At 50.0% G+C, this 12,893-nt stretch carries 12 protein-coding genes; 9 read left to right on the top strand and 3 right to left on the bottom strand.

The features are described 5' to 3' along the window. The first annotated feature begins 206 nt into the window (after positions 1 to 206). The 5 genes from ACKTSF_RS10790 to ACKTSF_RS10770 all read left to right on the top strand — a co-directional run bounded on the left by ACKTSF_RS10790 (position 207) and on the right by ACKTSF_RS10770 (position 4,802). Positions 207 to 1,022: an HAD-IIB family hydrolase gene (locus ACKTSF_RS10790; RefSeq protein WP_407889329.1), complete on the top strand. Its 816-nt coding sequence runs from the start codon at positions 207 to 209 to the stop codon at positions 1,020 to 1,022. An 85-nt stretch (positions 1,023 to 1,107) separates the two neighbouring features. Beyond that, positions 1,108 to 2,400: a PTS transporter subunit EIIC gene (locus ACKTSF_RS10785; RefSeq protein WP_407889327.1), complete on the top strand. Its 1,293-nt coding sequence runs from the start codon at positions 1,108 to 1,110 to the stop codon at positions 2,398 to 2,400. After that, positions 2,381 to 3,190 (top strand): alpha/beta hydrolase, encoded by an 810-nt coding sequence (locus ACKTSF_RS10780; protein ID WP_407889325.1) that lies wholly within the window; start codon positions 2,381 to 2,383, stop codon positions 3,188 to 3,190. Before ACKTSF_RS10785 ends, ACKTSF_RS10780 begins: the two co-directional genes overlap by 20 nt. A 61-nt stretch (positions 3,191 to 3,251) precedes the next feature. Further along, on the top strand, positions 3,252 to 4,067 hold the full coding sequence (locus ACKTSF_RS10775) for a Cof-type HAD-IIB family hydrolase (RefSeq protein ID WP_407889323.1): 816 nt from the start codon (positions 3,252 to 3,254) through the stop codon (positions 4,065 to 4,067). An 81-nt stretch (positions 4,068 to 4,148) separates the two neighbouring features. Beyond that, on the top strand, positions 4,149 to 4,802 hold the full coding sequence (locus tag ACKTSF_RS10770; protein WP_407889321.1) for a hypothetical protein: 654 nt from the start codon (positions 4,149 to 4,151) through the stop codon (positions 4,800 to 4,802). Between the two features lie 214 nt (positions 4,803 to 5,016). Here ACKTSF_RS10770 and ACKTSF_RS10765 read toward each other — a convergent pair whose 3' ends face one another. Next, positions 5,017 to 5,973, bottom strand: coding sequence for a nucleoside hydrolase (locus ACKTSF_RS10765; protein ID WP_407889320.1), 957 nt, complete (start codon positions 5,971 to 5,973; stop codon positions 5,017 to 5,019). Positions 5,974 to 6,150: 177 nt separating this feature from the next. Between ACKTSF_RS10765 and ACKTSF_RS10760 the strand changes: the two genes are divergently transcribed. Then, on the top strand, positions 6,151 to 7,191 hold the full coding sequence (locus ACKTSF_RS10760) for a PrsW family intramembrane metalloprotease (protein ID WP_407889318.1): 1,041 nt from the start codon (positions 6,151 to 6,153) through the stop codon (positions 7,189 to 7,191). Here ACKTSF_RS10760 and ACKTSF_RS10755 read toward each other — a convergent pair. Beyond that, entirely contained in the window at positions 7,179 to 7,934 is a 756-nt protein-coding gene (locus ACKTSF_RS10755; RefSeq protein WP_407889316.1) for an alpha/beta fold hydrolase, read from the bottom strand. The genes ACKTSF_RS10760 and ACKTSF_RS10755 overlap by 13 nt on opposite strands. Positions 7,935 to 7,985: 51 nt before the next feature. Between ACKTSF_RS10755 and ACKTSF_RS10750 the strand changes: the two genes are divergently transcribed. Further along, the gene (locus tag ACKTSF_RS10750; RefSeq protein WP_407889314.1) at positions 7,986 to 8,981 is read left to right on the top strand and encodes an NAD(P)/FAD-dependent oxidoreductase; all 996 of its coding nucleotides are present in this window, start codon (positions 7,986 to 7,988) and stop codon (positions 8,979 to 8,981) included. A gap of 86 nt (positions 8,982 to 9,067) precedes the next feature. Here the strand turns inward: ACKTSF_RS10750 and ACKTSF_RS10745 are convergent, their stop codons facing one another. Continuing rightward, complete coding sequence (locus tag ACKTSF_RS10745; protein ID WP_407889312.1) at positions 9,068 to 11,218, bottom strand: LTA synthase family protein; 2,151 nt, start codon at positions 11,216 to 11,218, stop codon at positions 9,068 to 9,070. A 335-nt stretch (positions 11,219 to 11,553) separates the two neighbouring features. On the opposite strand from ACKTSF_RS10745, the gene ACKTSF_RS10740 reads away from it, so the two are divergent. Both ACKTSF_RS10740 and ACKTSF_RS10735 read left to right on the top strand, forming a co-directional pair. Continuing rightward, positions 11,554 to 12,219 (top strand): histidine phosphatase family protein, encoded by a 666-nt coding sequence (locus tag ACKTSF_RS10740; protein ID WP_407889310.1) that lies wholly within the window; start codon positions 11,554 to 11,556, stop codon positions 12,217 to 12,219. A 15-nt stretch (positions 12,220 to 12,234) separates the two neighbouring features. Next, the gene (locus ACKTSF_RS10735; protein WP_407889308.1) at positions 12,235 to 12,669 is read left to right on the top strand and encodes a GNAT family N-acetyltransferase; all 435 of its coding nucleotides are present in this window, start codon (positions 12,235 to 12,237) and stop codon (positions 12,667 to 12,669) included. The last annotated feature ends 224 nt before the right edge of the window (positions 12,670 to 12,893 follow it).

Genomic DNA, 12,893 nt, shown 5'->3' with positions numbered 1-12,893 from the left:
AGTTAGACAACTATCGTGAGATCCGATAGTCATTTTGACAGATGAATCACTACCGAAATGAATGCCGAATTAAGCCATTTAGCCTGTCGGTATGCCTGCTATGACGGTGTTTGATTTATGATTTTATTTATAAGCGAAATGCGTTGTGCTGGGCAGTTCGGCCAGGTATGATGGGGGTATGTTATCTCGAGAAAGGATGGGAATGGATGCGACCAAAGGTTATCGCAACGGATTTAGATGGCACGTTTTTAGACGAAAGTGGTCACTACGATCAGCATCGATTTGATGCCCAACTGGCAGCACTAGCTCGCCGAGAAATGCGGTTTGTGGTCACGACGGGAGATCCATTAGATCACGTTCAGGCGTTATTTGCACCGCTGGTCAACCGTGCGGCATTGACCTATATCGTTGAAGATGGGGCGTTAACGGTGACTGGGACTGGTGAGCAACTGCAGTCTCAGGCCATTGCGGCTCAGGACTGGCGAGCCGCAGTGGCCTGGTTGAAGACGGCACCGGTCATGGCCGACTGTTTTGTTATCGTGTGTGGTCGTGATCGGGCGTACACCGAATTGCCGGCGACGAGTCAACGATTCCACGAGTCCCAGGTCTTTTATCCCAGCCTGACGAGCGTCACAGATTTGGTTCAAGTGACAGATGCCATGCTGAAGATTGACGTGACGTGGTTCAAGACAGATGTTGTTGCACAAGTGACCGCTTTTAATCAACACTTTCAGAATCACCTGGTGGGAACCAGTAGCGGTTTGGGTGGCATGAATGTGACGTTACCCCTGGTCAGTAAGGCCGCAGCATTATTGGCATTAGGCCAAATATTGGGCGTGCTGCCAGAGCAAATGGCGGCGTTTGGCGATTCGGGAAACGACCATGCCATGCTGGAAGTGGTGGGACAAGGATTCGCCGTGGCAAATGCCGATCCGGCTATTCTCACGGGAAGTATTCATCGCTTACCCACGACGAATCAGAACGGTGCCGTGAGTCATCAAATTGACCAGTGGCTAGTTTAGGCGACCGCCAGACTAACTGAGTGTCGTCCGTGTTAAGACTGCCACCAATTGCCGTACAATCAATAGTATTGAGGGGGTGGTCCTAATGGCTGGACGGACCGGTAGAGTTGGTCGTGACCTCATTGGATTTGAAATTAAATTTCGACGTAACCGGCAGATCAGTGCCATTTACCGGGCACTGCGACTGATCTTTCCCGTGATCTTAGTGGGAACGTTAGCTGACTTTATCAATCAGACCTGGTTACAGCACAGTGGGTATTATTACCAAACGCTTCACGTGGCGAAGTGGGCGTTTCAACTGAAACTTTTCCGCCAATATCTGGGACTTCTGAGTGCGGGAACGTTAGGCTTAGCCGCAATTTTAATGGCCTTTGCGGTGAGCTTTTATCTGGTTGCGCCCACTACACCATTGATTGCCGATCGATTGATGGCCGGGGTAATCGCCATTATTGCCTTGAAGTCGCTGAACGTGAATCGCCAATCTGTGTTGAACACCCACTCAGTGCAGTGGCTCTCCACAAATCTTGGCCTCTCTGGCATCTTAGTTGGCGTCTTGGTTGGTTTGCTGGTAGGCAATGGGTATCGGTGGCTGATCAACCATCAGGATCCAGAGCACAAGCACCTAGAACAGACGGTGGGTGTCGTCAGTCTCTGGCTAATTGTGCTGACGGGACTCGGATTTATCTGGGTCAGCACCCAGACGGTCAGTTTAAATGCAGCTTTGTTAGCATTGGCACGGTGGCCGTTTCAGTTACCACACACGCTGGGAACGTTGCTAGGGTTTGGACTACTTACAGGGATCTGCCAATGGCTAGGGATTTTAGGGCCAATCGCCAGTGTCGGTGGACAGTCGGTCGAGACGGCTCAGAACCTTGCTGCAGTCTTGAATCACAGTGGCTGGCAGGTGCCACATCCGATTACATTGCATACGGTAGTTGACGTCTACGCGACGAGTGGGGGACCAGGGATGGTCCTGGCGCTTCTACTGGCTATCTTTTTGGTACGGCACAATTCGGCACAACGACGAATGGGTTGGTACTGCTTAGTGCCAACGTTAGGGAACTTTAACGCACCCCTGATGATGGGCCTACCCGTTATTTTCAGTCCTATATTATTCTTGCCGTTTATCTTGGCACCAGTAGTCAGTATCACACTGAGTTGGGCATTCTTGGTGCTACACTGGGTGCCTGCAGTGGCTTATCCGTTGGCGAATGGGACACCGGGAATCTTACAGGCATTTCTGGGAACTGGCGGCAGCTGGTCCGCCTTAGCTTTGACTGTAGCGGAGCTTGCCATAAGTACAGCCATCTATTACCCGTTCGTGAAGTGGGCGGGAATTGCGGAGGAGGCGGTCAGTCATGAACCGAAGATTTCGTAGCTTAGGGGTCATACTCTTGGTCTTGGTCGCGCTCTGTGTTCCAGGACTTCTATGGCGGTCCCAACAACGGGCTGATGTTCAGGCAAACTATCGGAGTGCCATGGCACCGGTCTTTCTTGTGCCCGGGTCGAGTGCCACACAGAATCGGTTCAATGCGTTAGTTGCAGAGCTCAATCGGGAGACGCCACACCAACATAGCCTATTACGAGTCGAGGTCATGACCGATGGGACGCTAAAGTATACTGGCAGTATTCGTCCGACCGATACGCAGCCCATTGTCGTCGTGGGGTTTGAGAATCATCGTGACGGCTATGCGACGATTCAAAAACAAGCTAAGTGGTTCACAATTGCTTTTAAGGCCTTGCAACAGACGTATCATTTCAATCATTTCTCGGCGATGGGGCACTCTAACGGTGGACTGGTGCTGACGATTTTCTTAGAAGATGACGTCGCTCAGACCAAGGCCCACGCTGACCGGTTAATGACGATTGCGGCACCATTTAATTTAGAGGAATCTGATCCAAACGTGGATACAGCTCTCTTTAAACAGCTGAGTCATCATCGCAAGGCGTTGCCCAAGTCCCTGACCGTTTATTCGATTGCCGGGAGTGAGGGGTATTCTGGCGATGGTATCGTGCCATTTGATAGTGTGAACCGCGGCAAACTGATTTTTCAGGGCCAAGTTAAAAGCTTTACGCAAATGACGGTGACCGGTGCAAATGCTAATCACGCCGATCTTCCGGAGAACCAGCAAATTGTTACTTTGATTCGCCAAGACCTTTTAAAGTAGACCGGGTTTAATTCGTAACCGGTTACGTGTAAAATGGAAGGTATATGGAGGACGAAAACGAATGACAAAAATGATTGCACTCGACTTAGACGAGACGCTACTGAACACCGATAAGACCATCAGCGAGGAGAACGCTGCAGTTTTACGCAAGCTCCATACCGCTGGCATTAAAGTGGTACTATGCACCGGCCGCCCAATCAATGCGATTTGGGGTTACCTCGAGCAGCTCGGACTAACGACTGCTGAAGATTACACGATTACTTTCAACGGGGCGCTGGTTATTCAAAACACAACAAAAGAAGCCTTGGCTCAAAGTGGGCTAAGTAAGCACGATTTCCAACCACTTCACGCTTTTGCTAAAGAGAACGGGTACCCACTCGATATCTTGGATTTCGACCAAGTCTATCCCGTGTCGGATCTGACACCGTCTGTCTACCAACACATGTTGAAGGCGCCCATGGACTTTATTCCAACGGCGTTCGCCGACTTGCCTGAACACCTCTTCAGCAAGGCAGTTATGGCAACGGATGCAGACGTTGTGGACCAAGTCGTTGCCAAATTGACGCCGGAATTACACGACTTGTATCATGTGGTGCGGTCACAGCCAAAGATTCTTGAATTCTTAGCCGCCGATATGGACAAGGCAGTTGGCCTGGGTCAGCTGTTGACGCACTTCGGTTGGGACTTCGATGACCTGATGGCGTTCGGAGATGCTGAAAATGATTTAGGGATGATTAAGGCTGCTGGCGATGGGGTTGCCATGTTGAATGGCCAACCGGAAATCAAGGCGGCTGCCGATCATCAAACACCAACGACGAACAATGAAGCCGGTGTTGCGGAGTATCTGAAACAACGTTTTGCAGAGATCTTAGACTAACGGATGAGACTTCTTGCAATTGCAAAAGAATAATGGCACTATAAAAGGTGTAGTGGATGAATTTTAAGGAGGACTATTGTCATGAAACGTTTAATGGTTAAGTTAGGACTAACAGTGATGGCATTGGGGACCCTGGGTGGGGTTGTTGCACCGAGCGTTTCTGCTAGTGCTGCCAAGAAGCCAACAATCAACAATACCGATTTAAAGCGTTATTACAAGAACGCCAAGTCAAAGACGGCCTTTTACTTTAAGACCTATAAGTCAGGCGGCAAGACCGGCACGATGCTGATTTTTGGTGACTTTGGATCCACGCCAAACGTGAAGTACGGCGTGCCAACTTCAACCAAGCTGAGTAAGAATCGGCAGACGTTGACGACGAAGTACAAGTTAATCCAATTTAAGACCGCTGATAACAATAAGACCACAACTTCTTTGACTAAGAAGACCTACACCTTTAAGTTAACGAAGAAGTCGAGCACGAAGTTTACCGCTAAGATTGCCGGGACGAAGGCTAACCGACGCTTAGCAACGACCGGAAAGACTTACACGTACACCAAGACCAAGACGAGCCCAGCCGCGGCCTACGGTAAGAAGTACGTTAAGCCAGTTCTGTACAAGCAATATATGAAGGCCTTTGAAAGCTTAGACGCAACTAATCAAAAGAAGTACGCGAATCAGTATGCAAATACTGGTGTCAAGACCATGACCAATAATTTTAACTACAAGACGAAATAAACCTGATTCCAGCGAGCGACAAAACCCAATTGGCTTTGCCGCTCTTTTTTTTGTTGCCCTGAAAAGGTCGTTAGCGCAAAAAGAGCCGGGGACAAGACCCCAGGCTCGATTTTTGCTCTTTAGAGCTATATTGCTGAAACGTGCGGCAGAAGGTAGCTGACGGCGCTTAAGGCTAATATCCGCCTTTTGTCCACTCTATTCAGATCACTTACATTTAGTTTTGCTTGAACAGAGTCGTCAAGTAGTCCATAAAGGTCTTCAGGTAACGGTCTTTATCAACCGCAACGGAAACCTTCACGTTAGTTGGTTCGTTCAAACGGTTATCGTCACCGATGGTCCGGCCGTAAGTTTCTTTGTTATAGTTAACGACCATGTTCAGATCAATCGTGGTCACGAAGCTAGGATCCAAAGCAACCCCAACGGCCAGTGGGTCATGCAAAGCACAGCCGCCTAAGTTGTCGTTAACGTCGACGTAGGCTTGAATGTAGTAATCCACGATGTCGGCAAATTTTTCGCCAGCTTCGGTGCCTAAGTCGCGCCATTGTTGGGTTTCCTTCTTAGTTAAGAGGGTCCGCAGCGTCACGTCCAGACCGACCATGGTTGAATGCATTGGGCTGGTCAAGACAGCGTTAGCAGCTTCAGCATCTTGGTTGATGTTGGCTTCTGCGTAGGCCGTTACGTTACCAGGAACCGTTAAGGCACCACCCATGAAGGTCATGTTGCCAATTTCCGTCGCAATTTCTGGGGCTTTCTTCAAAGCAGCAGCCAAGTTGGTCATTGGGCCAGTTGGAACTAACGTCAAATCTTTACCATACTTGTGAGCAGCTTCGATTAAGAAGTCCACACCGGATTCCTTTTCGATAGCGCGCTTAGGTGCTGGTAAGTCGACTTGGCCGATCCCATTTTCACCGTGGATGTCGGCACTAACTTGCATCCGATCAAAGTGATCACTGGTTGAGGAATGACTTTCGCCTAGGTAAACGGGGATGTCGGTGTGGCCGAGGAGTTCCAAAATCTTTAAGGAGTTTTGGCCACCTGCTTCAACAACGACGTTACCGTAAGAACCAATGATCCCGATCAAGTCCACATCTGGGGCACCTAATGCGTAAGCAATTGCTAAGGAATCATCGATACCAGTATCTAAGTCTAAAATCATTTTACGTTTTGCCATGATATAATTGTCTCCCCTTTGATCTATATTTAATTGGCTGAGCGCCTACTACAACTATAATGTAACGGTTTACATTTAGCAAGCGGTCTCGGAATCAAGTTGAAGCATGGCAACATTCACGGTAAACTAAGAACCAGGTTCAAACATAATGATGAGCCAGTCAAGGGGGATTGGGCAATGGCAAATAAGGAGTCAGTGAAGCCGACAAAACGGCATTTTGAGTATCATAATCATTTACTAGATGATGCAACGAAAGAAATGAATGAGTGGACTGGTGAGAATAAAGTCGTTGAAATTCATTTATTTTCAATGTTTTCGGCGGTTTTTAAGCACCATAATTTAGATGATGCTGAGTCACTCTTTATCGTGGGAACCAAAGAAACCACGCCATCGCTGGAGGCCGTTTCAACGGCACCGGTGAAACCGTGGTTGTTTTCCCGGGTATTTGCCTTGCTGGGTGCCAGCTTTGTCTTGTTAGCGTTGCTATTCTTAGGTTTTCGGAGCAACAACGCCGTTCCCGGCATGATTTTTATTGGCTCGTTGACCGTACCATTTTCGCTCATGGTCATGTTTTTTGAAATTAACGTTTTCCGCAACATTTCCGTCTATCAACTTATGGCAGTCTTTCTGGTCGGTGGTATTCTATCGCTGGTGGCCACGATGATTCTCTACTCGCTGATTCCGTCCGGAAACGGTGTGTCGTGGGAGTCTGCATTGATTGTGGGCTTCATTGAAGAGACCGCCAAAATGTTAGTGATCGCATTCTTCATCAACCGATTTCGACTGAACTATATCTTTAACGGACTGCTGCTGGGGGCGGCCATTGGTGCTGGGTTTGCCGTCTTTGAAACGGCAGGGTACACTGGCCAATATGGTTTGGTAACCTTACTGATGCGCAGCTGGCAGGCCATTGGGACACATACCATCTGGTCCGCCATCATGGGTGCAGCTATCATGCTTGCCAAGGACCGCCATCAACCCGTGACTGGGAGCAATATTGTGGCGCCAAAATTTCTGCGGTTCTACTTATTAGCGATTTTACTCCATGCCGGGTGGGACTGGAACGCGCCGTTTGACGTGCTGGATATCCTTTACCTTCAGCAGTGGGCGCTGATTGCCATCGGTTGGCTGGCGATTTTCGTGTTGATCAATGCCGGCTTGCGAGAGGTCAGAACGCTTCAGGGTCAACGAATTTTGAAAAATAGTCAGCTCGGCTGATAGAGAAATTCAATGATTTTCCGATCAATTGCCGGATTCTCGTGAAGTAGGGAATGTTGCATATCCCACACGGGGCCGCGCAACTCCTCAAAACGGTAACTGCCAACGTGGCCCGCAACTAAGTGCCGAAGTGGGGTCGTCGTATCGACTGGAACTTCACTGTCGTTACCGGTCAGGCCAATGTTGCCAGCGAGATTCAAGATGTGTAGCTGCGGGTAGTGGGTGCGCAAGGGAGCACAGCCAGGGAAGTCGGCACCGATGCAGACCAGCCGACTGACCGTGACCGGTGCGTGTTGGTTCTGGTTCAGATAGTCGTAAGCAATTGTTCCGCCCGAGGAGTGGCCGACAAAGTTGACGTGGGTAATCCCGTAGCGCGCATGTAACTGATTCAGCACAGCCACGAGTTGATGGGCTTCCTTTGCGGCGTGGGTGTTGTCCTGAAAGAGAACGGGCACCAGTGGATTAGCGGTCACGCGGCGGTGTTGCTGCCAGCTAACGCGACCATTATCGGTGACCCGGGCGGTTAGACTGAAATGACCGAGTTGGGGGCGGTTGAGGCTGAGTACCATGTCGCGCATGGAGAGCCAGCCGCCACTGTTTCCCGGTAAAAAGAGTGTGGCTGTGCGGGTCTGTGGCACGCGGGTTGTTACCAGCGTGGCTTGACGCGCGTGCCATCCCAAGGCGAGTGCCCCCAGTGTGACGAGCGCCGTCAGTAGAATTGTCAGTCCGCGCAAATGTTTCATGTCAGTCACCTCCCTAGGTGTTTTTGAGTTAAAGAAATGGAGTTCAAAATAATGACAGAATCCTATGATATTACCATTGTTGGTGGTGGCCCGGTGGGCATGTTTGCCGCCTTTTATGCCGGGATGCATAATGCCAAGACCCAGGTCATTGAGAGCCTAGCTGAACTGGGCGGACAGGTTAACGCGCTCTACCCAGAGAAGACGATTCTCGATGTTGCGGGTTTCCCGGGCATCACCGGGCGTGACCTGATTGCCGGTCAACGTGAGCAGCTCAAGCAATTTCCATTGACCATTAAGACAGGCGAGTCGGTGATCAACGTGACACCTGATGCGGATGGCTTCTTAATCACCACGCCGAAGGGGACGAGTCAGACACGGTCGGTGATTGTTGCTGTTGGAAATGGGGCATTTAAGCCACGCAAATTAAACGTGGCCAACGCCGAAGATTTTGCCGGCAAGCAGCTTTTTTACAGTGTCCGTGACTTGGAAAAATTTCGCGACCACCGCGTGATGGTGGCTGGGGGTGGTGATGCCGCTATTGATCAGGCTTTGATGCTAGAGCCCGTCGCCGCCTCCGTGACGTTGCTTCATCGCCGTGCCCAATTTCGTGGGTTGGCGCATATGGTGGACTTGCTTCACGAGTCGACCGTTAACGTAGCGACGCCGTACCTGATTCGCGACCTCCAGGCAACAGCCGAGGGAGCACTGGATGTCACGCTAAAACCGGTCGGTGCGGATACCGATATGGTTCATCAAGTCATCGATGACTTGATTGTCAGTTATGGTTTTACTGCCGACCACTCGGCCTTGGCCGCTTGGGACGTGGACATGGCGGAAGAGCGCCGCTTGATTGCCGTTGACCGACAGATGACGACCAGTGTTCCTGGCATATACGCGATTGGAGATGGGGCAACCTACCCCGGTAAGGAACCGTTGATCGCCATTGGTTACGGCGAAGCACCAATTGCCGTGCAAGCCATCATGAGCACGTACTTTCCCGATCGCCGTGGCCCAGTTCACAGTACATCGATTACCCCTAAACCTTAGAATTTCAGTTCATTAAATGCAAAGAAGCTATCCGTTCATCGTTAAGATTGAACGGATAGCTTCTTTATTTTGCGTAGGATGCTGACTTATTTTCCACTCGTATCATCTTGGTTCGTAATCTTGATCCGGTTGGAATCGGTTTCCTTATGGTTGAGTTCTGGCGCATCGGTCTTGTAGAGGCCTTGTGTCGTCTTATCACCGTTGCGTGAGAAGAGACTGGTTGACTTCAAGCCAAGTTTCTTCTCCAGCTTCTCGGCCTTCTGCAAGCCATCTGAGTAGTTATAGTCGCTCGGATCGACCGCCGTGAAGCCCTTAGGATGATAGAAACGTAACAGGTTCTTGGTATTCAACGAGTCTGAGAAACTCAGGCCCTCACTGACATGTTCCTGCATCTTTTCAATCTTGGCTTTCAGCTTCCCAGTGGGGTGAATTTCCTGCTGGGTTTTATTGCTGTAAATAGTACCGTCGACGGACGTGTAGCCCGGACTTTCCCAATCCCGGTTACGGAAGGCCACAACCTGGTTGTGTTCCTTAGAGAACAAGTCGGTTCCAAACTGTAGGTATTTCTTACTATTCATTCCCATCAGGTGGAGCAGAGTCGGCAGCACGTCAACTTCGCCCCCGTAAGTGTGCTCAATCTTACCCTTCTTGTAGCCAGGCATGTTGAACATCAACGGTACGCGTTGGAGCTGTGCATTGTCATAGTCATTCCAGTCATCTGGATTGACGCCGAGCAACTTAGCCAGGCTCTTGTTGGATGAGTTGGAGATCCCGTAGTGGTCCCCGTAGATCATGACCAGTGAATTCTTCGCCAAACCCGACTTGTCGAGGTAGTGATAGAATTCTTTAACGGATTGATCGAGGTAGTTTGCCGTCTTGAAGTAGTTATCGACAGTCTTGTCACCCGTGTTTGGCGTCTTGAAAGTGCTATCCTCGCTATCCAAGGAGAACGGGAAGTGATTCGAGACAGTCAGGTACTTCACGTAAAATGGCTGCTGGAGGTGCTGCAGATATTTTACGGAATCATTGAAGAGTAACTTATCTTTTAAGCCGTACCCCAGTGACTTGTCACCAGAGGTATCGTAGTAACTGGCATCGAAGAAGTACTGGTAACCAAGGTTCTTATAGGTGTTGTTCCGATTCCAGAAGCTCCCCACGTTTCCGTGGAAAACGGCGGTCGTGTAGCCAGCTTGATCAAAAATGGCTGGTGCGGCCTGGAAGGTGTTGTCATTACCCAGCTGGGTGAACAGGGATCCTTGAGAAAGCCCGTACGTCCCGGTTTCCAGCATCGTTTCGGCATCGGAAGTCTTCCCTTGGCCGACTTCGTGGAAGAAGTTGTCAAAGCTGTAAGTGGACTTACTCTTGTAGAGCTTGTTCAGGAATGGCGTGACCTCTTGACCGTTGACCTTCTTGTTGATCAAGAATTGCTGGAAACTTTCCAAGTGAATGATGATGACGTTTTTCTTCTTGGCGACCCCATAGAGGTTCTTGTCGGGTGCCGCGTAGTTGGCATGGATGTATTTCAGAATGCCACTGAGCTCAGACTTCTTTGCGTGTGACCGCAGCTCACTGGTGTGGCCGGACTTGATCCCATCGTAAACGGTGAAGGCGTCCAGTCCTAAGTATTTCACCACGTAAGTCCGATCAAAGGTTCGCGTCAGAAGTTGTGGCCGATCCATTTCACCCAGCGTCAGATTGACGGAAAAGGCGAGCAGACCAGCAGACGTCACGGCGAAGGCCACACGCTTATTGACGGGACGGGGATCAATGTAGATTCGTCGTGTCAGCATTAAGACAATGACAATGACGAGGTCTAGCCAATAGAGAATATCGTGGGGTGAGGTCAGGGCCAACGAGCTCCCGGAGAGTCCTTGGTCGACCTTTGAATAGCCCAACATGGTGCTGACCGTCATGAAGTCGGTAAATTCCCGAAAGTAAATGACGTTGATGTAGAGTAGCAGGGAGTTGAGAATGTCGATCAGAAAAATAAACGGGTAGAAGAATCGCGCCCGTTTCAGGTATAGCGCCAGTCCAAAGAGTAGAATGGTCGTCGCAATCGGATTCAAGAGGACGATGATGAACTGGAAGGGGTCGCTGAGCCCCAGTTTGAAGTCGACGAAATAGGCGACCAATGTCTTTAGCCAAAAGAGCACGACGAGCAGGGTCGTAAAGCCCATCCGCGTTCCCGTTCTGGCCCAGATTCTTTTGAAACGTTCCAAGTTATTTCGCTCCTTCATGTGTAAATAAGTAGTCTTATTCTACCATAGTTAACGGGCAATAACCGTCACCCCTAACGAAGGCATTTTCCTTATCCTAGCAAATCCCTTGGTTCAATAGGGTTTTTCGCCGCAAGTTTAGGAAAACTTTAAGCCGGCTTAGAAAATCATGGTCCGTCGGCAAGGTTATTTGGTACACTAGAGGTAAGATTGAGAACGAGGTAAGACCGTCATGGCTTTAGCTGATATAGGCATACAGGTGAAGATAATTTGACTAGTTGATTGGTCCGAGGTTTTCTCATACCCGGAGGCCCATATCTAGCGGTAACCAACGAAAAGAAAGGTGTGAAGACGTTATGGACAAGCAGATCACGTTGTATGTGGTACGGCACGGTCAGACTTATTTTAACATCTACAATAAATTACAGGGCTGGAGTAATTCACCGTTGACCGATGCCGGAATTGCTGACGCCAAGGCGGCTGGTGAACGGCTGAAGGACGTGCAGTTTGCGGCGGCGTATTGTAGCGACACGACGCGGGCCCAACAGACTGCAGAGACCATTCTAGCCGCCAATCAGTCGCAACCAGTGCCTAAGTTAATCACGGCACCGTATTTCCGGGAAGAGTTCTACGGTTACTACGAGGGCACCGACATGGCGCAAGCCTGGTACGTGGCGGGAGCGCCGCATGGGGTGCCGTCATTTAAGGCCATCGAAGAGAAATACTCCATTGGCAAGGCCAAGGACTTCTTGAAGGAAGCTGACCCCTTTCGCCAGGCTGAGAACAATGCCGAGTATTGGGCGCGGGTGGATCAGGCCTTTGACATGATTCGCGCCAATCCTATTCTGAAGGATGGTGATAAGGTGTTGATGATCAGTCACGGCAATACCTTGCTGAGTCTGATGGAACGTTACGGTCAGGGCAAGTACGATCTGAGCGTTCGGCCCGCTAACGGGAGTTTAACGAAATTATTACTGACACCGGATGACATTCAGGTGCTGGGTTACAACCAAAAAGATTAGAATGAGGATGGTTTGATGGAAATTAGAATGGCTTGGGGCAAGTTGAACCCCGTCTATCAGGACGCACTACAGATTCGTAAGGACGTGTTCATTGCTGAACAGGGGATTGATCCGCAATTGGAGCTGGACGGCACTGACGAAGATAAGATGCACTACGTGGGCTACGTGGACGATCAGGCCGTCGTAACGGCCCGGATTGATATGTTGGCAGGCAATCGCGTGAAGATTCAGCGGGTCGCCACTGAAAAGGATGCGCGACACCACGGATATGCCGGGGGATTGATCAAGCAGATCATTCAGGATGCCAAGAGGTCCGATGTGACGCGGGTGGAATTGGATGCCCAACAGACGGCCCTGGATTTTTACAAGGAACTGGGGTTCACGGTTATCGGCGATGTGTTTGAAGAAGCGGGAATTCCCCATCGAACCATGCGGTATACAATCGCGTAATATTATCATAGCAAAACGGGACAAGCGGCAATGACGCAATTGCAACTTGTCCCGTTTTGCTAAACGCGAGTTAGATCTTACCGCTCACCAAATTTAGGTTGGAACGCGGTGGGGTAGGACGCCGCCAGCCTGAGAAGCAGTCTGTCAGCTCGCTTTGAACCGCCCAACCCGCGTTTCAAAGTCGCCATTTTCCAAGTTAGCCCACTTGGAAAATCCCACGGCTG

It is taken from the genome of Levilactobacillus muriae, from assembly GCF_045862015.1.
Lineage (GTDB): Bacteria > Bacillota > Bacilli > Lactobacillales > Lactobacillaceae > Levilactobacillus > Levilactobacillus muriae.
Note: the sequence above shows the minus strand (reverse complement) of the source record. Positions and strands in the feature narration are given on the sequence as shown.